Below are 23,311 nucleotides of genomic sequence, written 5' to 3' on the forward strand. Positions count from 1 at the left end.
AAGCTTCGGACCACCAAATCGCTGGCGCCTGCGGGTGTTGGCGTTACCATGGCTACGACCAAGACCAATTTTGGTGGGGTTGACTCGAGCGGATGACGCCAGCGCAGCAACACACAGGGATAACCATGCTCAACAGTACGACCCATTCAGCAGCTCCTCATGCCATCCCTGGGGCCTACGGCCAAAGCTCGGTGGATGCGTGTACAGGCTCGCTACGCAGTCTGATTGAGAGTCAGATCATCCCGCGTTTGCTTGAAGCCCATCCCCGTGTCGGTGATGTCAACGCCCCGGATGTCGAGCGTGACTACCAACCCACCGCGTCAGAGGTGACGGCATTTGCCGAACTGTGCATGGCCAATGAGCGTACCCAGGTGCTGACGTTTATCGAGAAGCTGCTGCTCGACAACGTGAACAACGACAGTATCTTTTTGAACCTGATCGCACCGGGGGCACGCCACTTGGGTTGGTTGTGGGAGCAGGAACGTGCCGACTTCACCCAGGTCACCATGGGCTTGTTGCAGATGCATCAGATCACCCACAGGATAGGTTACGAGCACCCGAGCGGTCCGCAGCAGGCGGGATCGTCCCGACGTGTCATGTTGGCCGGTGCGCCGGGCTCTCAGCACATTCTGGGCCTGGCCATGGTGTCAGAGTTCTTTCGCAAACATGGCTGGCAAGTGGTCGTGGACATCTCAACAACGCCCGCCGAGTTGTGTGCCACGGTCAAAAATGAATGGTTCGATTTGATGGGACTGTCGGTCGGCGTGACAGAGCAGTTGGATGGTCTGGCCGAGCTCATCGCCACCCTGAAGAAAAAGTCGCGTAATCGCGATATTCCGGTGCTGCTGGGCGGCCCGGCATTCCTCTTCCATACGGTTGACGCCAGAAGTCTGGGGGCAGACGGCATTGCCTCCGATGCCCTCGAAGGTGTTCAGATGGCCTCACTGCTGGTGACCAACTGATCACCGCTGTGTCGACCCTGAACATGTCATCCAACCAGTCGCACCGCATGCTCATCCGCGGCGTCTGATCATCCACTCGCCGTATGCCCGCAGACACACCGCCCATCCGCCCCAAACAAGCGCTGTCGGGTCTGCTGCCGTTCCTGCGGCCACACAAACTGCGCATTGGTCTGGCGCTGGTGTTCCTGATCCTGGCCGCGGTGACCACCCTGGCCTTTCCGCTGGCGCTGCGTAATCTGATTGATGGCGGTCTGACGCCAGGTGATCCGGGCGAGCGGCTGATGGCCTTGCGTGGCCACTTCGCCTTGCTGTTTGGCGTGGCGGTAGCCCTGGGGGTGTTCTCCGCAGCGCGCTTTTATATGGTGAGCTGGTTGGGCGAGCGTGTCAGTGCCGACTTGCGCAACGCGGTGTACGCCCATGTGCTGCAGCAAAGTCCGGAATTTTTTGAAACCACCCAAACTGGCGAAGTGCTGTCGCGCCTGTCAGCAGACACCACGCTGGTGCAGACCGTGGTGGGCTCGTCCCTGAGCCAGGGCTTGCGCAATCTGGTGATGGGGTCCGGTGCGCTGATCATTCTGGTATGGACCAACCCGGTGGTGATGGCGCAAGTGCTACTGATCCTGATACTGATCGTGGTGCCAGCGGCAGCGTTTGGCAGACGCTTGCGCAAACTCTCGCGCGCCAGCCAGGACCGCGCGGCGGACTCCAGCGCGATCGCGGCGGAAGTGCTCAACGCCATCCCGGTGGTGCAAAGCTACACCGCTGAGCAGCGAGAAACCGACCGTTTCACTGCTGCCACCGAAACGGCCTTTGAAGTGGCCGCGCGACGCTCAGGCACACGCTCTGGGCTGGTGGCGTTCATCATCATCGCCACCAGCGCGGCCCTGCTGTGGGGCTTGTACCAGGGCACGCAAGCGGTGCTGGCGGGCACCATCTCCGCAGGCCACCTGGGTCAAACGGTGATTTACGTCATCATTCTGGCCAGTGCCTTTGCGGTATTGGGTGAGGTGTATGGCGATATATCACGCGCAGCGGGCGCGACCGAACGGCTGATGGAACTGCTGGCCAGCCAGTCACCCATCACATCACCGGCCCATCCGGCTCACGCCCCGATCCACAAAGGGGCCAGCACGATCACGTTTGATTCGGTTGTCTTCCATTACCCGTCGCGTCCACTTCAAGCCGCTTTACGTGATTTTTCCTTGACGGTGCCAGCCGGGCAGACAGTGGCGCTGGTTGGGCCCAGCGGGGCTGGCAAAAGCACGGTGTTTCAGCTGCTGCTGAGGTTTTACGACGTCCAAAGCGGGCGCATCCTCCTGGATGGTGTGCCCACCCGCAACATGTTGCTGGCCGATTTGCGTCAGCACATCGGCATCGTGCCGCAGGATGCCGTCGTCTTTTCCAGCAGCGCGCTGGAAAACATCCGTTATGGCCGACCCGAAGCCAGTGACGCCGAGGTGAAGGCTGCCGCTGCGGCGGCCTACGCAGACAGCTTCATCACCGCCTTGCCCCAAGGGTATGACACGTTTCTGGGTGAGCGCGGTGTTCGACTGAGCGGTGGTCAGCGCCAGCGCATCGCCATTGCCCGCGCCATCCTGAAGAACCCACCGCTGCTGCTGCTGGACGAGGCGACCAGCGCGTTGGACGCCGAAAGTGAGCGCATGGTTCAGGCCGCGCTGGAGTCCGCCATGCGCGGACGCACCACGCTGGTGATCGCGCACCGGCTGGCCACGGTCCAGAAGGCGGACCGCATCGTGGTGATCGACCAGGGGCATCTCGTAGAACAAGGTACCCATGCCGAGCTGGTGGCCTTGGGCGGTGTCTACGCCGGGCTGGCAGCGCTGCAGTTCAACGCCTGAAACCGCGCCGCAGTGGTTGTCCATCGCCCGGATCACTTGTAAACTGAAGCGGTTTGTTACAGGAGCACCCCATGGAAGTGTCCAGCGCCAGATCAGCACCGGTTCAATCCACACAGCAACCCACCGCCTCGCAGAAAGCCAGGCAGGCATCCGAGGCCACCCAGCGCCAACCTGCGGAGGCCATGCCCGTCAAGGCAGAACCGCCCAAGCCGGTGATCAACACCCAGGGCCAGGCCACTGGGCGTTTGTTGAACGTGATCGCCTGACACCACATCGACTGTCCGAATGGCTGCACTGGCTGCCACCAACAGCGCCATACCGTCGCTGCAGGCCACGCTGACGATGACCCGTCTGCAGGTCGCACGGCGTGAGGCGTACCAAGCCGAGTCAAGCGTTCGTCAATTGCGTGCCGACCTTGAGGTCGCACAAAACAAATCAGATCAGCGCCAGACCAACGTGCGCAGGCTGACGGACCAATCCCACCAAAGCGATCCCACCTACACACGCCAAATCCAAGCCAAAGCGACCGACGTTCCCATTCAGGCACAGGCAATTGTGTTGGGTCTGTACCAAGCCACCAACGCCCGGCAGGCGGTTGAAGGCAACGGTTTGCCAAGTGTCCCGGCAGCGGCGCCGGTGATCAATACCCAGGGGCAGGCCACCGGACGTATCGTCAATATCAGCGCATGAGGTCGGTCGGTGCTGGCGCGATCGGTTGAACCTGGGGTGTGATCGGTGTGTCTGCGGTCAGACAGATGATCTCTGTCACCAGGACCAGACTAGGGTGCGTCCAACCAATCCAGCTTCCACGTGCCCGAGAGCACGTTTTGCAACCACAGGGCGGCGATGAGCGTCTTGGCATCCGTCACCGTGCCGTCGCGGCACCAGGCCATCAACTCGGATGGGGTGGCGGTAAAGACATCCAGCATTTCGTCTTCGTCCAGGCGCCGTTCGCCTGCGATCAGACCGCGTGCAAACCAGATATCGATGAATTCGGTGGAGTAGGAGATCACCGGATGCAACAGCCCCGCGCGGGCCCAGGACCTGGCCTGGTAGCCTGTTTCTTCACGAAGTTCTCGTTGCGCACATTGGAACGGCTCTTCTCCCGGGTCGATCTTCCCGGCCGGAAATTCGATCATCACCCTGTGGAGCGGGTACCGAAACTGCCGCTCAAGCACAAGTCGAACCTGCCCATCAGCGTCTTCAACCAGCGGCACCACCATGACGGCACCAGGGTGAACCACGTACTCGCGCGTCGTCAAATGCCCGTTGGGCAAAGAAACAGTGTCACGAAGTACATGCAAAAAGTTTCCTTTGCATAACTCTGAACTGGCGACTTTGGATTCCTGAAGGTGATTCATGGTGAGCAGCAGGCGCTAAGTTGTACCCCCAAGCCCGACATTGGGCATGATCAGGTCGACATCATGCGCATCACGGCATTGGCGCACAAGGTCATCAAGCCACCAGGCAACAAACCCAGCACCAGAAGCAAAGCACCGTTGAGCGCCAGAACAGCCCGCACATCATTTGGTGCGGTCAGCTGTTCGGTACTTGTCGGCGCATCAAAGTACATCACCTTGACCACACGCAGGTAATAAAACGCCCCAATAAGCGACATCATCACCGCAAAGACCGCCAGAACGATGTTGGACGTGGCACCGGAAGAAATCAAGGCCTCCAGCACAGCGAGCTTGGCGTAAAAACCAACCATTGGCGGGATGCCCGCCAGGGAGAACAGGCACAGCGCCATGATGCCGGCGTACAGCGGGCTGCGCTGGTTCAGTCCAGCGAAATCTGAAATTTCTTCGCTCTCAAAACCTTCACGCGACAACAGCAAGATGATGCCAAAACTGGCCAACGTGGTCAGCACGTAAGACACCACATAAAACATGGCAGACCCGTAAGCGCTGCCCGCCGGGTCGCCCTGCTCGTTCACGAAGCCCGACATCATGCCGATCAGCACAAAACCCATGTGAGAAATGGTCGAGAAGGCCAGCATCCGCTTGATATTGGTTTGCGCAATGGCTGCCAGGTTGCCCACCGCCAACGACGCCACGGCCAGAACCATCAGCATTTGCTGCCAGTCCACCGACAGGGGCGACAGGCCTTCGACCAGCAGCCGAATCATCACAGCAAAGGCGGCCAGCTTCGGTGCCCCCCCGACCAGCAGCGTGACCACCGTTGGCGCACCCTGATAGACATCCGGAATCCACATGTGGAACGGAACCACGCCGAGCTTGAACGCCAAACCGGCCACCAAAAAGACCAGGCCGAAAACCAGAATCTGCTGATCAATCTGACCCGCACTGATGGCCTTGAAAACCAGACTCAGATCCAGCGTGCCCGTGGCGCCGTAAAGCATGGACATACCGTACAGCAACAGGCCGGACGCCAGCGAACCCAGCACAAAGTACTTCATCGCCGCCTCAGTCGAAATGGCGTGGTCACGTCGCAAAGCGACCAAGGCGTAGCTGGACAGCGTCAACAACTCCAGCCCCATGTAGATGCCCAGAAAGTTGTTCCCGGAAATCATCACAAACATGCCAAGCACCGAAAACAGGCTCAGGGTAAACAAATCACCGCCGCGCAACATGCCGCGACCAAAGGCGTAATCCCGGCCATAAACCAAGGTCACCATGACCGACACGGCAGCAAAACACTTGAGCCAATGACCCATGGCGTCATTGACCACCATGTTGCCAAACGCATAAACGGTCTGACCATGGGTGGCTGATGCGGCTTCCAGAGCCGCCACCACCGCGAGGGTGAGCATGGTCAAACCATAGGTTGCCCCACGCTTGCCGCTCTTGACCGACACATCAAAGAGCAGGATCACGCAGGCCATGACCAACAGGATAATTTCCGGAATAACCGCCAGCAAACTGAGTTTGTCAATCATGTGGATCTCTAGTCTTGGATTCAGGTTGGGGCTCAGGGCAGCTTGGATTGCGCCACGTGTTTCAGCAGTTCAGCGACTGAAACATCCATCACATCGGTAAATGGCTTCGGGTAGATGCCCATGTAAAGCACCGCAATGGCCAGCAGGCTCAAGAAGAAAAACTCGCGCTTGTTGATGTCGGTCAGGTGCCTGACATGGTCATTGGCAATCGGGCCCAGGTACACCCGCTTGAACATCCACAGCGAGTAAGCCGCACCAAAGATAAGCGCACTCGCGGCCGCCATTCCGACCCAGAAGTTCACCTTCACAGCACCCAGAATGACCATCCACTCACCGACGAATCCCGCGGTGGCAGGCAAACCACAGTTGGCCATCACAAACAGCAAGGCAAACGCGGTGAACTTGGGCATGGTGTTAACCACACCCCCGTAACTGGCGATTTCGCGCGAGTGCATCCGGTCATACAGGACACCGATGGACAAGAACATGGCCGCGGAGACAAAACCATGCGCGATCATCTGGACAATGCCGCCGGAAACACCCAGGTCATTGAACATGAAGAAGCCCAGCGTCACAAAACCCATATGGGCAACGGACGAATAAGCCACCAGTTTTTTCATGTCTTTCTGGACCAACGTGACTAGACCGACGTAGACCACAGCCACCAGAGACAAACCCACCATCAAACCAGCCCACTGATGGGACGCATCAGGCGCGATGGGCAACGAAAAGCGCAGGAAGCCATAGGCACCCAGCTTGAGCATGATGGCGGCCAGCACGGCAGAACCACCCGTAGGTGCTTCCACGTGAACGTCAGGCAACCAGGTGTGGACAGGCCACATCGGCACCTTGACGGCAAACGCCGACAAGAATGCAAAGAACAGCAGGGTCTGTGCGGTACTGTCCAGCGGCAACTTGTGCCACACAGCCAAATCAAAACTGTTGCCCGATTGAACGTAGAGGTAAATCAACGCCACCAGCATCAGCAAAGAACCCAACAAGGTGTAGAGAAAGAACTTGAACGACGCATAGATCTTGTTCGGCCCGCCCCAGATACCAATGATCAGATACATCGGTATCAGCGTGGCCTCGAAGAACACGTAAAACAACATGCCATCGAGTGCGCAAAACACGCCGATCATCAAACCGCTCAAAATCAGGAAAGCACCCATGTACTGGTTGACACGGGTGGTGATCACTTCCCAACCGGCAATCACCACAATCACGTTGATAAACGCCGTCAGCAGCACAAACCACAGCGAAATACCATCCACACCCAGGTGGTAGTTGACATTAAAGAGGCTGATCCACGGCGACATTTCCCCGAATTGCATCGCAGCTGTCGAGTTGTCAAACAACACATACAAAGGCAAAGTCACCAGCAAACTGATCACGGCACCCACCAGTGCCACCCAACGAACAGTGCGTACCTGGTCGTCCCGACCCATTGCAAGCAAAACCACACCAAACAGAATTGGTGTCCAAATAGCCAGGCTCAAAAAACCCATTTTTATATTTCTCCTATTTGAGCCAGACGAAATACGTCATCAGCACGAAGATGCCCAGAACCATCGTCAATGCGTAGTCATACAAAAAGCCGGTCTGGAATTTTCTGACCACGCTGGAGATCAACCCGACCACCCGCCAGGAGCCGTTCACAGCTGCGCCGTCAATCAGGGTCTGATCACCCACCTTCCACAACACGACGCCCAAACCACGGGCGCCACGGGCCAAGACGTTCTCGTTGAACCAGTCCAGGTAGTACTTGTTTTCCAGCAGGTTGAACACAGGCATCGCGTTGCGTTTGATGGCCGCTGGCAAAGCCGGGTTCACCATGTACATGTACCAGGACGTCACCACACCCGCCAGTGCCAGCCAGAACGGTGCAGCGTAAAAACCATGTCTGGCCAGTGCCGCGGCACCATGAAACTCTTCCGCCAGCACTTCCATCGCCTTGTGCAGTTCGGCATTCACATAAATCGCGTCTTTGAAGAAATCGCCAAACAGCATCGGGCCAATGGTGTGGTAACCAATGATCACCGACGGGATTGCCAGCAAGATCAATGGAATGGTGACCACCCAGGGCGATTCTTTGGGTTCTTGGTGCGTTGCGTGGCCGTCATGGCCGTGACCGTGGTCGTCTGCAGCAGCGCCATGGTCATCGTGGTGCCCATGGTGGGCATCGGGGTTTTGATCGAACCGATCGTCGCCATGAAACACCAGGAAATACAGTCTGAAGGAGTAAAACGCCGTGACAAACACACCGGCCATCACCGCAAAGTAAGCAAATCCCGATGCGGGCAGGTTGCTGGCATGCACCGCCATGATGATTTCGTCTTTGGAGAAAAAGCCGGAGAAGAACGGCGTGCCGATCAAGGCCAGCGACCCAAGCAAAAAGGTGATCCATGTGAGGGGCATGTATTTGCGCACGCCACCCATCCAGCGAATGTCCTGGTTATGGTGCAAGCCCATGATCACCGAACCGGCCGCCAAAAACAACAACGCCTTGAAGAATGCATGGGTCATCAGGTGAAACACCGCCACCGAGTAGGCTGAAGCGCCCAATGCCACGGTCATGTAACCCAGCTGCGACAGCGTCGAGTAGGCCACCACGCGTTTGATGTCGTTCTGGATGATGCCCAAAAAGCCCATGAACAGCGCCGTGATGGCACCAATGATCATGATGAAGTTCAGCGCGGCTTCACTCAACTCAAACAGCGGCGACATCCGGGCGACCATGAAGATACCTGCCGTGACCATGGTTGCGGCATGGATCAGTGCAGAAATCGGTGTCGGACCTTCCATCGAATCCGGCAACCAGACATGCAGCGGGAATTGCGCGGACTTGCCCATGGCGCCAATGAACAGGCAGATGCAGATCACCGTGACCAGCATCCAGTCGGTGCCGGGCAAAGTCAAGGCAGCCAGTTCAGAAGACTTGGCAAACGCTTCTGTGTAATTCAGCGTACCGGCGTAGGCGGCGATCAGGCTGATGCCCAGAATGAATCCAAAGTCGCCGACCCGGTTCACCAGGAAGGCCTTCATGTTGGCAAAAATGGCGGTTGGTTTGTTGTACCAGAACCCGATCAACAGGTACGAGACCAGCCCCACGGCTTCCCAACCGAAGAACAGTTGCAGCATGTTGTTGCTCATCACCAGCATCAACATGGAGAAGGTGAACAACGAGATGTAGGAGAAGAACCGGTTGTAACCTTCGTCTTCTTCCATGTACCCAATGGTGTAGATGTGCACCATCAGTGACACAAAGGTCACCACACACATCATCATGGCGGTAAGGCCGTCGACCATGAAGCCGATTTCCATCTTCAGGTCGCCCACCACCATCCAGGTGTAGAGAGACTCGTTGAAACGGGCACCGTCAAAAGCCACGTTGTACAGCGTCACGGCAGACAGAATAAACGACACCAGCACGCCGATGATGGCAAACGAATGTGACGCTCCCCGACCAATGCTGTTGCCACCAAACTTGGTCCCCATGATGCCGGCCACCAAGGCACCAAACAACGGCGCCAACGGAACAGCTGCCAACAAAGGGGCGGATAGGGTTTGACTCATTTCCTGTTACCCCTTCAACGAATCAAGTTCGTCCACATTGATATTGGTTCGGTTGCGGAACAGCACCACCAGAATGGCCAACCCAATGGCAGCTTCAGCAGCAGCGACTGTCAAGATGAAAAACACGAAGATCTGGCCTTTCAGGTCACCGAGGTAGTGCGAGAAAGCGATGAAATTGGTGTTGACGGCCAGCAACATCAATTCGATGGCCATCAGCAACACAATCAGGTTCTTCCGGTTCAGAAAAATACCGATCACGGAGAGTGCAAACAGCATCGCACCCAAGGTCAGAAAATGGCCCAATGTCAACGTCATGCTTTGCTCTCCACAGAAGGTGCGTCGGTTGTTGGCTCAATCGGCAACGCGGGTTGTGTCGGTGCCAGTTTCACCACGGTCATCCGATCCTTGGCCCGAACCCGAACCTGTGCGGCAGAGTCGATGGCCTTGCTGTCCTTGCGTTGGCGCAACGTCAAGGCAATGGCTGCCACCATCCCCACCAACAAAATGGCCGTGGCCACTTCGAGCGGGTAAATGTATTCGGTGTACAGCAGCTTGCCGAGTGCTTTGCTGTTGGACAACTCCCCGCTTCCTTTCGCCACAGCAGCCAAGGCGTCTGGCTGCTCATTCACCCGAAAGCCACCCATCAACACAGCAGACATTTCGACAATGATCAGCGCGCCCAGCACCGCGGCCAACGGAAAGTTTTTCCAGAAACCCACCCGCATGGTTTCCACATTCACATCAAGCATCATCACCACGAACAGGAAAAGCACCATCACGGCGCCGACATACACCAACACCAGCGTCAGCGACAAAAATTCGGCTTTGAGCAGCATCCAGATCATGGACGCCTGGAAAAAGGTGAGGACCAGGTACAGCACAGCATGAACCGGGTTGCGCGTCGTGATCACGCGAAACGCCGAGCCCAGCAAAATGGCGGAAAACAGGTAAAACAGACCAGTCGTGACACTCATGATTCGGATTCTTTCTTACGACGGATCAACGGTATTTGGCATCGGCCAGCTTGCTGGCAGCAATTTCTGGTTCATAACGGTCACCCACCGCCAGAAGCATCTCTTTGGTGAAATAGAGATCGCCGCGTTTTTCGCCGTGGTATTCCAGGATATTTGTCTCGACGATGGAATCCACCGGGCAGCTTTCTTCGCAGAACCCGCAAAAAATGCACTTGGTCAAATCAATGTCATAACGCGTGGTTCGCCTGGACCCATCAGCCCTTTCCTCTGATTCGATGGTGATCGCCATGGCCGGACAGACGGCCTCACACAGCTTGCAGGCAATACAACGCTCCTCACCCGTTTCATAGCGGCGCAAGGCATGTAAGCCGCGAAAGCGTGGGGACAGAGGTGTCTTCTCTTCTGGATACTCCAGGGTGATCTTGCTTTTGAAGGCATATTTGCCCGTCAGTCGCATGCCCTTGAAAAGCTCCGTCAGAAAAAAACTGGACAGAAAATCCGATAGGGAGAACGCACTCACGGTGGTGCTCTTGCCGGAATTGAAAGTTGGGGTTGACATAAGCGACTCGTTTTACTTCCAAATGTTCCATGGGGTCTGCATCCAGACGCCAATCACCACCAGCCAAACCAACGTCACAGGGATAAAGATCTTCCAGCCCAGACGCATGATCTGGTCGTACCGGAACCGGGGGAAGGTGACGCGCACCCAAATGAAAGTCGTCATCACTAAGAAGGTCTTGAGACCCAGCCAGATCCAGCCGGGAATCCAGCTCAGACTGTCAATGGGCGACAACCAACCGCCAAAAAACAGCGTGACCGACAGAATGCAGATCAGCCAGATGCTCGCGTACTCGGCCATCTGGAACATCGCCCAGGACATGCCGGAATACTCCACCATGTGACCCGCCACAATTTCTGATTCGCCTTCGATCACGTCAAATGGGGTCCGGTTGGTTTCCGCCAGGCCCGAAATAAAGTAGACAACAACAATGGGCAACAGCGGCAGCCAGTTCCACGACAGGAAGGTCAAGCCCATGTCAGCAAACTGACCTTTCGCCTGCCCCATCACGATGTCCGTCATGTTGAGGCTGTTGGACACCATCAACACGATCAAGAAGCAAAAGCCCATCGCGATTTCATAACTCACCATTTGTGCCGAAGCACGCAAAGCGCCCAGGAACGCATATTTGGAGTTGGACGCCCAGCCTGAGATGATCACGCCATAAACCTCCAACGAGGTGATGGCCATCAGGAACAGCAAACCAGCGTTCAGGTTGGCAATGGCAATCTCCGGGCCAAACGGCACCACGGCCCAAGCGGCCAGTGCGGGTGCCACGGTAAGAACCGGCCCCATGTAAAAGAGGAACTTGTCAGACGCAGCGGGCCGGACAACTTCCTTGGTCATCAATTTCAGGGCGTCAGCGATAGGCTGCAACAGACCCCAAGGCCCGACGCGGTTCGGCCCGAGGCGAATTTGCGCCCAGCCCAGCACCTTGCGTTCCCACAGGGTGGCATACGTCACGGCGCCCAAGACGATCATGAGCACGGGAACAATCTTGATCAGCGCCCAGAGCACCGGCCAGACCAGCTCAGTCCACCAGTCCGCAGCCACCAGGCCCAAGCCAGCGGCAAACATCGTGTCGATCATGCTGTCACCTCCTGAGCCTGTGATGCCTTGGCATCTGCCGTCGCTTGAAGCGACGGTGCACGACGCACCATGCCATCGAGTTGATAAATACCGGCAACACAAGGCGCGATCGAACCGTTGCTGGTGGGCGGCGCCGCTGCGCGACTGTCAGCATTGCTCAAACGGGCAGACGGCACAACCGTTGGCACCGCTCCTGCGGCATCGCCTAAAGCCTGGGTCAAGACCTCTTGCGACGACTCGAAATCAAAACCGGGCAGATCCATCACGTTGGCCAAAGCGCGGAAAACTTTCCATGCCGGCCGGGTGTCGCCCAAGGGTTTCACGACAGCATGAAAACTCTGGATACGCCCTTCCGCATTGACAAAGGTGCCGGAGGTTTCCGTGAAGGGTGAAATGGGCAGCAGCACATCGCTGATGTCCAGATTCGCCTTGAACGGACTCAGTGTCACCACCATCTTGCAGTCCGCAAGCGCTTGGACTGAGGCCGCTGCGCCAGCGCTGTCGAATTGCGGCTCGTTATTGAGCAAGATGACGGCTTTCACGCCACCTGCCAGCATTTGCCCCGCGTTGAGGCCTTGGGCCTGAGGCATGGCGCCGACCACCTGAGCGCCCACGGTATTCGCTGCTTCGGTCAGGTAGCCAACGGTGGCACCAGTGTGCTCGCCAATCCAGTTGGCCAAGGCCAACAACTGGTTCGCCTGCGGGTGATGCGCCGCCGCGTTACCCAACAAAATGGCTGTTCGCTCGCCACTCAGCAAGGAGCTGGCGGTAGAACGGGCGAGGTCCGTTGGCTGCCCGGGCTGGGGCGCCACAAGATTCTTCTCAAGGGCCACAGCGGCAGCAATGTCAGCAAGCGCCTGCACCCAGCCCGAAGAGGGTGCGACATGGGTCATGGCCACGGGCATGGCCCAGTTCGCCGGGCTGGCAACCACAGCACTCACAGTGCAACCCAATTTGATGGCTTGACGTAGCCGTTGGGCAAACAACGGATGGTCTTTGCGCAGGTTGGAACCAACGACCAAGACGCTTTGCAGTGTGGACAACGCCGCAATGGGCAGCCCCAGATATCTGGCGCCCGGTTGCGCCGTCTCGAACTGGGCATGACGCAGTCGGTAATCGATGTTGTCGCTCCCCAAACCACGCACGACAGCGCCCGCCAGATACAGCTCTTCCAGGGTGCTGTGTGGGCTGACCAGTGCGCCTATTGCCGCCGCGCCGTGGTCTGCCTTGATGCTGGTCAATCCGTGCGCCACGTATTCCAGCGCCGTTTTCCAGTCCACCACTTTCCACTCGCCACCGTGTTTGATCATCGGTGTGGTCAAACGCTCAGGGCCATTGAGCGCTTCGTAAGAGAAACGGTCACGGTCCGCAATCCAGCACTCGTTGACTGCCTCATTTTCCAGCGGCACCACGCGCATCACCTTGTTGGCCTTGACCTGAACAATCAAATTGGCACCGGTTGAATCGTGCGGGCTAATGGACTTGCGCCGCGACAGTTCCCAGGTACGGGCGCTGTACCTGAAGGGCTTGCTGGTCAGGGCACCGACGGGACAAATGTCGATCATGTTGCCCGACAATTCGGAATCAATGGTCTGCCCGACAAAAGTTTCGATTTCAGCATGCTCGCCACGGTGCGACATGCCCAGCTCCATCACGCCGGCAATTTCCTGACCGAAACGCACACACCGGGTGCAATGGATGCAGCGTGCCATCTCCTGCATGGAGATCAACGGACCCACATCCTTGTGCTGCACGACCCGTTTTTCTTCTTCATACCGTGACGAAGTGCCACCATAACCCACCGCCAGGTCTTGCAACTGGCATTCGCCGCCTTGGTCACAGATCGGACAATCCAGCGGGTGGTTGATCAGCAAAAACTCCATCACCGACTGCTGCGCCTTGATGGCCTTGTCAGATTTTGTGCGCACCACCATGCCTTGGGTGACGGACGTCGCGCAAGCCGGCATGGGTTTGGGCATCTTCTCGATGTCCACCAGGCACATGCGGCAGCTGGCCGCAATGCTCAGCTTCTTGTGATAACAAAAGTGCGGAATGTACGTGCCCACCTTTTCGGCGGCGTGCATCACCGTGCTGCCCTGTTCAATGGCGACTTTTTGACCGTCGAGTTCAATTTCAATCATCTGTTGCTCACTCAAACGTAGGCGGGAACCATGCAGGTCTTGTGTGCGATGTGGTACTCAAATTCAGGCATGAAATGTTTGAGCATGGCCCGCACGGGCATGGCTGCGGCGTCACCCAGGGCGCAAATCGTGCGGCCTTGAATGTCTTCCGCCACAGAATTGAGCAGTGCCAGATCAGACTCACGACCCAAACCGGTTTCGATGCGATCCACCACCCGTGACATCCAGCCCGTGCCCTCGCGACAAGGCGTGCATTGGCCACAGGACTCATGCATGTAAAAATAACTCAGCCGCTGCAGGCTCTTGACCATACAACGCGAATCGTCCATGACGATCACCGCACCCGAACCCAGCATGGAGCCGGCTTTAGCGATCGAGTCGTAGTCCATGGTGCAGTCCATCATGATGCTGGCTGGCAGCACGGGTGACGACGAACCACCGGGGATGACGGCTTTCAGTTGACGGCCTGAGCGCACGCCGCCCGCCAACTCCAGCAGGGTGGCGAAAGGCGTCCCCATGGGCACTTCATAGTTGCCCGGCATCTCCACGTCACCACTCACCGAATAAATCTTGGTACCGCCGTTGTTCGGTTTGCCAGACTCCAGATAGGCTTGCCCACCGTTGCGGATGATCCAAGGAACAGCACCAAAAGTCTCGGTGTTGTTGATCGTCGTCGGTTTGCCGTACAGCCCAAAACTGGCGGGGAATGGCGGCTTGAAGCGCGGCTGCCCCTTTTTGCCTTCCAGCGATTCCAGCAAGCCGGTTTCTTCGCCACAAATGTAAGCACCGAAGCCATGGGCTGCATGCAACTGGAAACTGAAGTTGCTGCCCAGAATGTTGCCGCCGAGATAACCCGCCGCCCTGGCTTCTTCCAACGCTTCTTCAAAACGCCGATAGGTGTGAAAAATTTCACCGTGGATGTAGTTGTAACCCACAGAAATACCCATGGCATAAGCCGCGATGATCATGCCTTCGATCACGACATGCGGATTGAACTCCATGATGTCACGGTCTTTGCAAGTACCCGGTTCGCCCTCGTCCGAGTTGCAAACCAGATATTTCTGCCCCGGAAACTGGCGCGGCATGAAACTCCATTTGAGCCCGGTCGGGAAACCCGCACCACCGCGCCCGCGCAATCCGGACTCCTTGACCATGGCGATCACCTGGTCCTGCGTCATCCCGGCACCGCCGTCCTGGCCCAACACCTTGCGTAGCGCCTGGTAACCCCCGCGCGCTTCGTAGTCTGTCAAGCGCCAGTTGGCACCATTCAGGTCAGCGAGGATTTGCGGTTTGATGTGCCGGTTGTGAAAACAGGTCTGCGCACCTGTTGACTGGAACTGGGCGAGGAAGCTGTCGGCACTCATGACTTCACCTCCATCGCACGTAAACCGTCAACCAGTTGATCCAGTTTGTCATCCGTCATGAAACTGCACATGGCGGTGTCGTTTACCAGCATCACGGGTGAATCGGCACACGCGCCCAAACACTCGCATTCCTGCAAGGTGAACAAACCGTCCGGTGTGGTCTGATTGGCATCGATGCCCAGCTTGGCTTTCAAATGGGCCATCGCCTGAGCGCCCTGACGCAACTGGCAGGGCAGATTGGTGCAGACGTTGAGCTTGTACTTGCCAACCGGTTTCTGGTTGTACATGTTGTAGAAACTCGTCACCTCATGCACCGCCATCGGTGCCATACCCAGATAATCTGCCACCAAGCGTTCGCTCTCAGAACTCACAAAACCTGATTCCTGCTGCACGATCTGCAGGCAAGCCATCACCGCGGACTGCCTTTGCTCGGGCGGATACTTGGCAACCTCTTTTGCAAAGGCCGCGAGAGATTTTTCTGAAATCATCGGTCAACTTCCCCAAACACAATGTCCATCGTGCCAATGATCGCCACCGCATCAGCAATCATGTGCCCCTTGCCCATCTCATTGAGCGCTGCCAGATGCACAAAAGCGGGCGGGCGAATCTTCATGCGATACGGCTTGTTGGCACCATCACTGACCATGTAGATACCGAACTCGCCTTTGGGATGTTCGATGGCGCAGTAGGCCTCACCTTCCGGGACGGCAAAACCTTCGGTAAACAGCTTGAAGTGGTGGATCAGGTCTTCCATGTTGGCTTTCATGGACTCACGATCCGGCGGTGCGATCTTGTGGTTGTCCGTGATCACCGGGCCTGGATTGACACGCAGCCAGTCAATACACTGCTTGATGATGCGGTTGGACTGCCGCATTTCTTCCATGCGCACCAGGTAACGGTCGTAGGTGTCGCCAGTCTTGCCGACCGGGATGTCAAAGTCGAGCCGGCCGTAGACCTCGTAAGGCTGCTGCTTGCGCAAGTCCCAGGCAAATCCTGAGCCACGCAACATCGGCCCAGTGAAACCGAGATTCAAAGCCCGCTCTGGCGTCACGACACCAATACCCACCGTCCGCTGTTTCCAGATACGGTTCTCAGTCAACAGTGTGTGGTACTCGTCAAGATAAGTCGGGAACCGCTTGGTAAAGTCTTCAATGAAATCCAGCAGGCTACCTTCCCGATTCCGGTTCAATGCCTGTGTCGACTTCGCGCTGCGAACCTTGTTGGGCGTATGACGCGGCATCGTGTCGGGCAAGTCGCGGTAAACACCACCTGGACGGAAGTAGGCGGCATGCATGCGGGCACCACTGACCGCCTCATAGGCATCAAGCAGGTCTTCGCGCTCACGGAACGCGTACAACATGACCGTCATGGCGCCGCAGTCGATCGCGTGCGCACCCACCCACAACAGGTGGTTGAGCAAGCGGGTGATTTCGGCAAACATCACCCGGATGTACTGGGCTCGCAGCGGCACCTCAAGGCCCAGCATCTTCTCGATGACCAGACAGTAAGCTTGCTCGTTACACATCATCGACATGTAGTCCAGGCGATCCATGTACGGCAAGGTTTGCAGGTAGGTCTTGTTTTCTGCGAGTTTTTCGGTGGCACGGTGCAGCAGACCGATATGCGGGTCGGCACGCTGGATGACTTCGCCGTCCAACTCCAACACCAAGCGCAACACGCCATGCGCCGCCGGATGCTGGGGCCCGAAATTCAGGGTGTAATTTTTGATTTCCGCCATAACTTACTGCGCCTGCGGCAGGCCTCCATAGTTCTCTTCGCGGATGATGCGTGGCGTGATTTCACGCGGCTCGATCGTGACCGGCTGGTAAACCACCCGTTTTTGCTCGGCGTCGTAACGCATTTCGACGTGACCGGACAGGGGAAAATCCTTGCGGAACGGATGACCAATAAAACCGTAATCCGTCAGGATGCGACGCAGGTCGTCATGCCCTTCAAACACAATGCCGTAAAGATCAAACGCCTCGCGCTCAAACCAGTTGGCCGAACTCCAGATATCACAGACCGAACGCAACACCGGCGCTTCGTCGTCACTGGCGAACACCTTCAGCCGGATCCGCTGGTTCAGACTCACCGACAGCAAATGCAACACAGCACAAAAACGCAGCCCAACCTGGGGTTCGTCTTTGTACGTGGAGTAGTCGATACCACAGAGGTCAATCAATTGCTCAAACTGGCAATCAGGGTGTTCTTTTAAAACCGTTGCCGCTTGAAAATAGTCGGCCGCCTTGACGACAATGGTCAGTTCGCCCCACTTGACCACACTGCTTTGAACCATGTCACCCAACGCTGCCTCGACCTGGGTCTTGAGCGTTTGGATATTTACCGCGTATAACGTCATGACGTTCCTTCTACGTGCGTGCGATCGTTTGCGTACGACGGATCTTGCTTTGCAACTGGATGATGCCGTACACCAGTGCTTCCGCCGTCGGCGGGCATCCAGGCACATAAATATCCACCGGCACGATGCGGTCACAACCGCGCACCACCGAATAACTGTAGTGGTAATACCCCCCGCCATTGGCACATGACCCCATGCTGATCACCCAACGCGGCTCAGCCATCTGGTCATACACCTTGCGAAAAGCGGGCGCCATCTTGTTGGTCAACGTACCCGCCACAATGATCAAGTCAGACTGCCGTGGACTCGGACGAAACACCTCAGCACCAAATCGGGCGAGGTCGTAGCGGGCCGCCGCAGCATGCATCATCTCCACCGCACAGCAGGCCAGGCCAAACGTCATGGGCCACACTGAACCCGTCTTGGCCCAGTTCACGACACTGTCATAAGTCGTCGTGACAAAGCCCTCTTTAAGAACACCTTCAATCATTGACTTACTCCCAATCCAGGGCGCCTTTAAGCCACATGTACACGAACCCTATCGTCAGGACAGTCACAATTTCCAGTCCGACAAAAAAGCTGAAAAGGCCCAACTCCCTGAGCGTGACCGCCCACGGAAACAACAAGGCGGTTTCCAGATCAAACAGGATAAAAAGAATGGCAATCAGGTAATAACGCACGTCAAACGTCATGCGTGCATCACCAAACGCTTCAAAACCACATTCGTAGGGGGAGTTTTTGGCAGTATCTGGCCGGTTAGGCCCCAGGACATAACCAATCACCTGGGGAAGCACACCAACTGCAATGCCGATGAGGATAAACAAAAGTACCGGCAGGTACTGACCGAGGTTCATCATAAGGATTTGTCTACCTGTATCTTTGACCCGCCGAAGCGGGTCAAAGTTGTTTATCTGGTGCCGTCGGCGAGACTCGAACTCGCACAGCTTTCGCCACTACCACCTCAAGATAGCGTGTCTACCAATTTCACCACGACGGCTATTTAGATTTCTCGACCAAACCAAAACTTGACGTTTGTTAAGTTTGCCAAGTGAACCCGAAGTTTACCCTGAAATCGCTTGCTCTCCCCTGACGGGAGAGCCTTTCCGATAGCGATTATTTAGACGGAATTTGTGCTGCGCCAGATGCAGGGGCAACAGGAGCCACAGCTGCGGGCACAGGCGCCACCAAAGCGGCGTTTTCCAGCACACTGCCGGAAGCAGGCGCTGGACGGGCAGAACCAAAATAGGCCAGCGCCAAAGTGCTAACAAAGAAAACCGTTGCCAGAACAGCCGTCGTGCGCGACAGGAAGTTGGCACTGCCGCTGGCACCAAACAAGCTGCCAGACCCCCCGCTGCCAAAGGCTGCGCCCATATCGGCGCCCTTGCCGTGCTGCACCAGAATCAAACCGACCATCACAATGGCAGACAGCATCTGCACCGCCAGCAAAATCGTCAACATCACATTCATCTTCCGCTCCTCATTCAGTAACTACGGCCCCTTGATGCTCAATGGGCAGCAGCAATAATCGTTAAAAAATCCTGTGCTTTCAAGGCCGCACCGCCTATCAGCCCCCCATCAATGTCGGGCTGCGCCAGCAGTGACGCCGCGTTGGCCGCGTTCATGCTGCCGCCATAAAGCAGCTTGATGCGGTCGGCGTGGTCAGAGGCCGCTTTCAGTTGCGCGCGCAAAACCGCATGCACTTGCTGCGCCATCTCCGGCGTGGCGGTCTTGCCGGTACCAATGGCCCAGACGGGCTCATAGGCCACCACCACTTCACTGATGCAATGGCCGTTGGTGTGGATCACCGCGGCCAATTGGCGCTTGACCACCTCGTCGGTTTTCCCGGCTTCACGCTCGGCCAAGGTTTCACCCACACAGACGATCGGGGTGATGCCGCAACCCAGCGCGCGCTGCGCCTTGAGCGCCACCACCTCGTCGGTCTCACCGTGGTATTGACGGCGTTCGGAATGCCCGACGATCACATAACGCACGCCAAACTCCTTGAGCATGGCACCCGAGATTTCACCGGTGTACGCGCCGACCTCATGGGCCGAAATATCCTGTGCCGCCAAGTCGATCGCCGTGCCCGCAAGCAATGCCTGGCATTGCGACAGGTATACCGCAGGCACGCCTACCGCCATCTGGCAAGCTGCTTGCCCAACACCCACGAGGATGTCCTTGAGCAGCTTATCGTTGGCAGCCAGGCTGCCGTTCATCTTCCAGTTACCGGCAATCAGTTTTTTCTTCATGATTCGCTCCAAATCAAAACAATCTTCCCAATATGCTGGCTCGACTCCATCAATTCATGCGCCTGCACCACGTCAGCCGCGGCAAAGGTGCGATACACCACCGGCTTGATGCGTCCGTCAGCCAGCGCTGGCCAGACGTTTTCCAGGCAGGCTTTGGCAATCGCGGCTTTGAAAGCCACCGGGCGTGGTCGCAAGGTAGAGCCGGTGATGGTCAGGCGTTTGCGCAAAACCAGGCCGGCATTGAACTCGCTGCGGGTGCCGCCTTGTATTGAAATAATGACAAGGCGCCCATCCTCCTTGAGGCATTGGACCTCTTTGGCCACATAACTCCCGGCCACAATATCCAGAATGACATCAACGCCCTGGCCGTCGGTCAGGCGCATGATCTCGTCCTTGAAGTCCTGCGTCTTGTAGTTGATGGCAGCTTGCGCACCCAGCGCCACACAGGCCGCACACTTGTCATCACTGCCCGCCGTCACAAACACCCGCGCACCCGTCAACCTGGCCAACTGAATGGCGGTAACACCAATCCCGCTGCCACCCCCCTGAATCAGCACCGACTCACCTGGCTGCAGGCGGGCGCGCGCCATCAGGTTGCTCCAGACGGTAAAAAAAGTCTCGGGCAAGCTGGCTGCTTCGATATCGGTCAGCCCGTCAGGCACGGGCAAACACTGGCCGATCGGCGCGACACAATACTCGGCATAACCACCACCCGCGACCAGCGCACACACCCGGTCGCCGAGTTGAAAACCGGCCGCAGCCAGCTCGGCCGCATCACCCTGCGCAATGCTGCCCGCCACTTCCAGCCCCAGGATGTCCGAGGCACCGGGCGGCACCGGGTAGTTGCCCTGGCGCTGCAGCACATCAGGACGGTTGACACCACTGGCGGTGACGCGGATGAGCAACTCACCGGCGCCTGCAACAGGCATGGGGCGCTCTCCCAGACGCAACACGTCCGATGCCCCATAACCCGTGATTTCAATCGTTTTCATGGACTTTTTGGCCTCCAGCCCTTAGCAAGCAAGGGCTGTCAGCTTGGTCAGTCGCATCAAGCCCGGTTGTCGTTGCCGCCCTGCGCTGGGCGATCCAGCAGAGCCTTCATCGACAGCTTGACACGGCCTTTTTCGTCGGTTTCCATGACCTTGACCTTGACGATCTGACCTTCTGCCAAATAGTCGGTCACCTTCTCGACACGTTCATGGGCGATCTGGCTGATGTGCAGCAAGCCGTCTTTGCCAGGCAGCAGGTTGATCAAAGCACCAAAGTCAAGAATCTTGACCACCGGGCCTTCGTAGACCTTGCCGATTTCGACTTCGGCGGTGATCTGCTCGATGCGGCGTTTGGCTTCTTCGGCCTTGGCCGGGTCAGCCGATGCGATGGTGATGGTGCCGTCTTCGTCGATGTTGATCTGGGTGCCGGTTTCTTCGGTCAACGCACGGATCACCGCGCCGCCCTTACCGATTACGTCGCGGATCTTTTCGGGATTGATCTTCATGGTGAACAGGCGCGGCGCGAAGGTAGACACCTCGGTCTTGGCTTCGCCCATGGCTTCCACCATCTTGCCCAGAATGTGCATGCGTGCTTCCTTGGCTTGTGCCAAAGCGACTTGCATGATTTCCTTGGTGATGCCTTGAATCTTGATGTCCATCTGCAGCGCGGTGATGCCGTTGGTGGTACCGGCTACCTTGAAGTCCATGTCGCCCAGGTGATCTTCGTCACCCAGGATGTCGGTCAACACCGCAAAGCGGTTGTCGTCCTTGATCAGGCCCATGGCGATACCGGCCACGTGCGCCTTCAAAGGCACGCCTGCGTCCATCAAGCTCAAGCAGCCGCCGCAAACCGAAGCCATCGACGAAGAACCATTGGACTCGGTCACTTCCGACACCACACGCATGGTGTAGGGGAAGTCTTCCTTGGTTGGCAAGACAGCAACGAGTGCACGCTTGGCCAGACGGCCGTGGCCGATTTCGCGGCGCTTGGGCGTGCCAACACGGCCGGTTTCGCCGGTGGCGAAGGGAGGCATGTTGTAGTGCAACATGAAACGGTCTTCGTAGTCACCGGCCAGCGAATCCACACGCTGGGCATCACGTTCGGTACCGAGCGTGGTCACGACCAGCGCCTGGGTTTCACCACGGGTGAACAGGGCCGAACCGTGGGTGCGCGGCAGCACGCCGTTGCGGATTTCGATGGCGCGCACGGTGCGGGTGTCGCGGCCGTCGATTCGGGGTTCACCGGCGAGGATCTGGCCACGCACGATCTTGGCTTCAATTTCAAACAGCAGACCTTCGATGGCCACGGAATCGAACGCCACGCCTTCATCCTTCAAAGCGGCCATGACTTCAGCATAGGCAGCGCGGCAGGCTTGGGTACGGGCTTGTTTGTTGCGGATTTGGTAAGCGGCGACCAGCTTGTCTTTGGCCAAACCGTCGATCTTGGCGATCAGTGCTTCGTCCTTGGCGGCAGGTTTCCAGTCCCACACCGGCTTGCCAGCGTCACGCACGAGTTCGTGGATGGCATTGATGGCAATCGCACCCTGGGTGTGACCAAACACCACCGCACCGAGCATGATGTCTTCGGACAGTTGGTCGGCTTCGGACTCCACCATCAACACGGCGGATTCGGTACCTGCCACCACCAAGTCCATGGTGGAATTCTTGCGTGCGGTTTGGCCAGGGTTGAGCATGTACTCACCGTTGACATAACCGACACGGGCCGCACCAATCGGGCCGCTGAACGGCACACCACTGATCGACAGCGCCGCGCTGACCGCGATCATGGCGGCGATGTCGGCATCCACTTCGGGGTTGAGCGACAGGGTGTGCACCACCACGTGAACTTCATTGAAGAAGCCTTCAGGGAACAGTGGGCGGATCGGGCGATCGATCAGGCGACTGGTCAAGGTTTCAAATTCGCTGGGGCGGCCTTCACGCTTGAAGAAGCTGCCAGGGATACGACCTGCGGCATAAGACTTTTCAAGGTAATCGACGGTCAAGGGGAAGAAATCCTGACCGGCCTTGCCTTCGGTCTTGGCAACCACGGTGGCCAGCACCACGGTGCCATCCATATCTAGCTTGACCGCACCGCTAGCCTGGCGGGCAATTTCGCCAGTTTCCATGGTGACCGTGTGTTGACCCCATTGGAAGGTCTTGCTTACTTTTTTGAACATCGTCATGTTGATATTTCCTGAGAATTCGGAGGATGCAGGCCATCCCCCTAAGCCCGGATCAGACAAAACAGGCCACGATGCCATTCCAGAGCCACACCCTCACCGAAAGGGTCG

General features: G+C 57.4%; 23 protein-coding genes and 1 tRNA gene. 4 read left to right on the forward strand and 20 right to left on the reverse strand.

The features are described 5' to 3' along the window. The first annotated feature begins 125 nt into the window (after positions 1-125). From LHU53_RS06790 to LHU53_RS06805, 4 genes are all read left to right on the forward strand, one after another. A complete protein-coding gene (locus tag LHU53_RS06790; protein WP_227331557.1) occupies positions 126-962 on the forward strand; it encodes a B12-binding domain-containing protein in 837 nt (278 codons plus the stop codon). Positions 963-1,045: 83 nt separating this feature from the next. After that, positions 1,046-2,821, forward strand: coding sequence for an ABC transporter transmembrane domain-containing protein (locus LHU53_RS06795; RefSeq protein WP_227331558.1), 1,776 nt, complete (start codon positions 1,046-1,048; stop codon positions 2,819-2,821). Between the two features lie 71 nt (positions 2,822-2,892). Further along, on the forward strand, positions 2,893-3,087 hold the full coding sequence (locus tag LHU53_RS06800; protein WP_227331559.1) for a hypothetical protein: 195 nt from the start codon (positions 2,893-2,895) through the stop codon (positions 3,085-3,087). A 19-nt stretch (positions 3,088-3,106) separates the two neighbouring features. Beyond that, entirely contained in the window at positions 3,107-3,511 is a 405-nt protein-coding gene (locus LHU53_RS06805; protein WP_227331560.1) for a hypothetical protein, read from the forward strand. Between the two features lie 89 nt (positions 3,512-3,600). On the opposite strand, the gene LHU53_RS06810 is transcribed toward LHU53_RS06805, so the two are convergent. The 20 genes from LHU53_RS06810 to pnp form a co-directional block, all read right to left on the reverse strand. Further along, positions 3,601-4,182, reverse strand: coding sequence for an NUDIX domain-containing protein (locus LHU53_RS06810; RefSeq protein WP_227331561.1), 582 nt, complete (start codon positions 4,180-4,182; stop codon positions 3,601-3,603). 50 nt (positions 4,183-4,232) lie between these two features. Beyond that, on the reverse strand, positions 4,233-5,720 hold the full coding sequence (nuoN, locus tag LHU53_RS06815; RefSeq protein ID WP_227331563.1) for an NADH-quinone oxidoreductase subunit NuoN: 1,488 nt from the start codon (positions 5,718-5,720) through the stop codon (positions 4,233-4,235). Positions 5,721-5,752: 32 nt separating this feature from the next. Then, the gene (locus LHU53_RS06820; protein WP_227331565.1) at positions 5,753-7,228 is read right to left on the reverse strand and encodes an NADH-quinone oxidoreductase subunit M; all 1,476 of its coding nucleotides are present in this window, start codon (positions 7,226-7,228) and stop codon (positions 5,753-5,755) included. A 13-nt stretch (positions 7,229-7,241) separates the two neighbouring features. Further along, positions 7,242-9,296 carry an NADH-quinone oxidoreductase subunit L gene (nuoL, locus tag LHU53_RS06825; RefSeq protein WP_227331567.1) on the reverse strand — a complete coding sequence of 685 codons (2,055 nt, stop codon included), beginning with the start codon at positions 9,294-9,296 and terminating at the stop codon, positions 7,242-7,244. Between the two features lie 6 nt (positions 9,297-9,302). Further along, positions 9,303-9,611, reverse strand: coding sequence for an NADH-quinone oxidoreductase subunit NuoK (gene nuoK / locus LHU53_RS06830; RefSeq protein WP_227331569.1), 309 nt, complete (start codon positions 9,609-9,611; stop codon positions 9,303-9,305). After that, positions 9,608-10,270, reverse strand: a complete 663-nt coding sequence (locus tag LHU53_RS06835; RefSeq protein ID WP_227331571.1) for an NADH-quinone oxidoreductase subunit J — start codon at positions 10,268-10,270, stop codon at positions 9,608-9,610. The genes nuoK and LHU53_RS06835 overlap by 4 nt, the downstream gene beginning before the upstream one ends. Positions 10,271-10,295: 25 nt before the next feature. Beyond that, entirely contained in the window at positions 10,296-10,829 is a 534-nt protein-coding gene (gene nuoI, locus LHU53_RS06840; protein ID WP_227331573.1) for an NADH-quinone oxidoreductase subunit NuoI, read from the reverse strand. A 12-nt stretch (positions 10,830-10,841) separates the two neighbouring features. Beyond that, positions 10,842-11,918, reverse strand: coding sequence for an NADH-quinone oxidoreductase subunit NuoH (gene nuoH, locus LHU53_RS06845; RefSeq protein WP_227331575.1), 1,077 nt, complete (start codon positions 11,916-11,918; stop codon positions 10,842-10,844). Next, positions 11,915-14,059 (reverse strand): NADH-quinone oxidoreductase subunit NuoG, encoded by a 2,145-nt coding sequence (gene nuoG / locus LHU53_RS06850; RefSeq protein WP_227331576.1) that lies wholly within the window; start codon positions 14,057-14,059, stop codon positions 11,915-11,917. Before nuoG ends, nuoH begins: the two co-directional genes overlap by 4 nt. 11 nt (positions 14,060-14,070) lie before the next feature. Then, positions 14,071-15,423, reverse strand: a complete 1,353-nt coding sequence (gene nuoF, locus LHU53_RS06855) for an NADH-quinone oxidoreductase subunit NuoF (protein ID WP_227331577.1) — start codon at positions 15,421-15,423, stop codon at positions 14,071-14,073. Then, the gene (gene nuoE, locus LHU53_RS06860; RefSeq protein ID WP_227331578.1) at positions 15,420-15,911 is read right to left on the reverse strand and encodes an NADH-quinone oxidoreductase subunit NuoE; all 492 of its coding nucleotides are present in this window, start codon (positions 15,909-15,911) and stop codon (positions 15,420-15,422) included. The genes nuoF and nuoE overlap by 4 nt, the downstream gene beginning before the upstream one ends. Next, a complete protein-coding gene (locus LHU53_RS06865; protein ID WP_227331579.1) occupies positions 15,908-17,161 on the reverse strand; it encodes an NADH-quinone oxidoreductase subunit D in 1,254 nt (417 codons plus the stop codon). Before LHU53_RS06865 ends, nuoE begins: the two co-directional genes overlap by 4 nt. A 3-nt stretch (positions 17,162-17,164) precedes the next feature. After that, positions 17,165-17,782, reverse strand: coding sequence for an NADH-quinone oxidoreductase subunit C (locus LHU53_RS06870; protein ID WP_227331580.1), 618 nt, complete (start codon positions 17,780-17,782; stop codon positions 17,165-17,167). Positions 17,783-17,792: 10 nt separating this feature from the next. Beyond that, positions 17,793-18,272, reverse strand: a complete 480-nt coding sequence (locus LHU53_RS06875; protein ID WP_227331589.1) for an NADH-quinone oxidoreductase subunit B family protein — start codon at positions 18,270-18,272, stop codon at positions 17,793-17,795. Between the two features lie 4 nt (positions 18,273-18,276). Then, complete coding sequence (locus tag LHU53_RS06880) at positions 18,277-18,636, reverse strand: NADH-quinone oxidoreductase subunit A (RefSeq protein WP_227331665.1); 360 nt, start codon at positions 18,634-18,636, stop codon at positions 18,277-18,279. 58 nt (positions 18,637-18,694) lie between these two features. Then, a tRNA-Leu gene (locus tag LHU53_RS06885) sits at positions 18,695-18,779 on the reverse strand. A gap of 116 nt (positions 18,780-18,895) precedes the next feature. Further along, positions 18,896-19,249 (reverse strand): preprotein translocase subunit SecG, encoded by a 354-nt coding sequence (gene secG / locus LHU53_RS06890; RefSeq protein WP_227331591.1) that lies wholly within the window; start codon positions 19,247-19,249, stop codon positions 18,896-18,898. Between the two features lie 38 nt (positions 19,250-19,287). Beyond that, positions 19,288-20,031: a triose-phosphate isomerase gene (gene tpiA / locus LHU53_RS06895; protein ID WP_227331593.1), complete on the reverse strand. Its 744-nt coding sequence runs from the start codon at positions 20,029-20,031 to the stop codon at positions 19,288-19,290. Next, positions 20,028-21,023 (reverse strand): NAD(P)H-quinone oxidoreductase, encoded by a 996-nt coding sequence (locus tag LHU53_RS06900; RefSeq protein ID WP_227331595.1) that lies wholly within the window; start codon positions 21,021-21,023, stop codon positions 20,028-20,030. Before LHU53_RS06900 ends, tpiA begins: the two co-directional genes overlap by 4 nt. A gap of 56 nt (positions 21,024-21,079) precedes the next feature. Next, positions 21,080-23,203, reverse strand: a complete 2,124-nt coding sequence (gene pnp / locus LHU53_RS06905) for a polyribonucleotide nucleotidyltransferase (protein WP_227331597.1) — start codon at positions 23,201-23,203, stop codon at positions 21,080-21,082. Positions 23,204-23,311 lie beyond the last annotated feature (108 nt).

The sequence above is a fragment of the Rhodoferax sp. U2-2l genome, assembly GCF_020594515.1.
Lineage (GTDB): Bacteria > Pseudomonadota > Gammaproteobacteria > Burkholderiales > Burkholderiaceae_C > Rhodoferax.